General features: G+C 25.4%; 5 protein-coding genes. All 5 read right to left on the minus strand.

The features are described from left to right. Positions 1 to 202 precede the first annotated feature (202 nt). The 5 genes from NSA58_RS19465 to NSA58_RS19485 are packed head-to-tail and all read right to left on the minus strand — an operon-like array spanning position 203 to position 2,054. Positions 203 to 556, minus strand: a complete 354-nt coding sequence (locus NSA58_RS19465) for a hypothetical protein (protein WP_039680706.1) — start codon at positions 554 to 556, stop codon at positions 203 to 205. 21 nt (positions 557 to 577) lie between these two features. After that, complete coding sequence (locus NSA58_RS19470; RefSeq protein ID WP_039680705.1) at positions 578 to 1,072, minus strand: hypothetical protein; 495 nt, start codon at positions 1,070 to 1,072, stop codon at positions 578 to 580. Between the two features lie 32 nt (positions 1,073 to 1,104). Beyond that, the gene (locus tag NSA58_RS19475) at positions 1,105 to 1,329 is read right to left on the minus strand and encodes a helix-turn-helix domain-containing protein (RefSeq protein WP_074429943.1); all 225 of its coding nucleotides are present in this window, start codon (positions 1,327 to 1,329) and stop codon (positions 1,105 to 1,107) included. Positions 1,330 to 1,341: 12 nt separating this feature from the next. Then, positions 1,342 to 1,827 carry a DUF2975 domain-containing protein gene (locus tag NSA58_RS19480; RefSeq protein WP_074429944.1) on the minus strand — a complete coding sequence of 162 codons (486 nt, stop codon included), beginning with the start codon at positions 1,825 to 1,827 and terminating at the stop codon, positions 1,342 to 1,344. Positions 1,828 to 1,841: 14 nt separating this feature from the next. Then, on the minus strand, positions 1,842 to 2,054 hold the full coding sequence (locus NSA58_RS19485) for a DUF3955 domain-containing protein (RefSeq protein ID WP_257560879.1): 213 nt from the start codon (positions 2,052 to 2,054) through the stop codon (positions 1,842 to 1,844). Positions 2,055 to 2,077: the final 23 nt, after the last annotated feature.

Consider the following 2,077-nt stretch of genomic DNA (forward strand, 5'->3'; position numbering starts at 1 on the left):
AAATACTAAAAATAATATAAAAGCTATTATAAAAAAATCTATCAAACCAAAAATAATTACTAGTAATTTATTTTTGGTAATAATACCAATTATTAATGCTAAAGTTGATATAAAAAACATTATCAGTAAGTACATTGTTATCCCCATAACTTCCTCCTTTTTAATCTACATCTATTATATTTACTTGAACATAAAGCTAGTCTCATTCATATTCTAAGTGTAGATTATCTGGTATATCAATTACACTTATCTCTCTCATTAACATAGAGTTATCCATTTCTCCAGAATAATAAAAAGATATAATCCATTCATCTGTAGAGTATCCTTTGTACTCATAAACTTTATCATTTTTATCATTATCTACAATTCCAATTTGTTTACCCCTTTGGTCATGATCAACTGTACAAAATGGAATATATATTTTTTCATTCCATTTAATTCCCGTATAATCTTTAGTTGTTATATGTGACATATTCTCTAAATTTTTATTTTGATTACATCCAATCATTAATATGGATAAACATAAAATCATAGTTGTCAGTATTTTTTTCTTCATTTCTATTCCCTCAATTTAAATTTAATAAATATCTTCAATAACATAAATCTTATTTTCTTCAATTATGTAAATCAAATATAACTCAGAATTATCATCCTTTGTTTTTCTGATATATTCATATTTTTTATTAAAGTCAATTTTATATTCCTCTGATATTTTTACATCTTGCTCTTTTAACCTTTCTAGTACTTCTTTAATTTCTCTTTCCATATCTTCATCTTTTTTATTCTTCCAATCAAAGGCACTATTTATAGTTTCTTTATTTTCATATTCATAAACTGAGTACCTTTCACCATCTCCATGAAAACTTGCACCGCTATCTGTATAATATATTTCTTCTCCATTTTGTGGTAATCTAATATTCCAGTTTTCATATATTACATCCTCACTATCCCAAAAAAGCATACCACTACTCATTAAAGTAAAAATCATATGACCAAAGAATAATCCTATGAAGATTAATATCATCGCTAGAAAGCCCAAAAATATTTTAAAAATTGTTTTAACAATCTTCATATTCTTATTTCCTCCCCCAATTATACCTTCTCTTATTCCTCTATCTCATCCTCATCTGCTACATATTCCAAAATATCTCCAGGTTGACAATCTAGAGCCTTACATATTTCATTTAATGTGGTAAATCTCACAGCCCTTGCCTTATTATTTTTTAATATGGATAAATTAGCCATGGTAATTCCAAGTTTCTTAGAAAGATCTGTGGCACTCATTTTTCTTTTTGCCATCATCACATCCAAATTTACAATTATAGCCATCTGCTTTCCTCCTTAAATAGTTCTATCATTTTCATCCTTAATATCTATGGCAATTTCAAATAATTTAGATGAAACAAGAGCAAAAACTCCTATGGCAAGTGATAAGAACGAAACTATTACGCAAAGTAAAATAGTAAGACCATAAAAATATAAATTAAACACAAAGTAAAGTACTATATTCATTAAATTAAAAAGAATAGCTTCACTAAATGCACAATAGGCAATGTTATTTATAATTTTTGGTATACTCTCAGAAAAAGGATTTTTGCTTGTGATATGAGAACATAATCTTTTTAAATTAAATAAAGCTATTACATAAGGTATGGCACAAATATAAATACCCACAGTTATAATAAGTATAAATTTAGAATCCATATACGTAAAAGTTGTTTTGTTTAATGCTCCTAAAATAAAAGGGAAGCCTATAAGTAAAATCAAAGTTAAAACTATACCAACTGAAACTATAGTGTTTAATATTTTTGAATAATAATTTTTCATTTTTCTTTTCTCCTCTATCTAGATTTTTTTGATTTATATACATTTTTTAATTTTACAACTATTGCACTTATTATTGAAATAATAAGAAATAAGTATGCTATTGGAATTAAAAAGAATGGCTCTTGTAGTGTTCCATCTTCTAAAACTTCGCTTCCTATCAAATTGAAAGACACTATACATAATATTGTCATTAATAAACATAATAATGAAATTTTATATTTTTTCATTTCCTTCTCTCCTTTTTTATTTT

Origin of the sequence: Terrisporobacter muris (assembly GCF_024621905.1) — a bacterium.
GTDB lineage: Bacteria > Bacillota > Clostridia > Peptostreptococcales > Peptostreptococcaceae > Terrisporobacter > Terrisporobacter muris.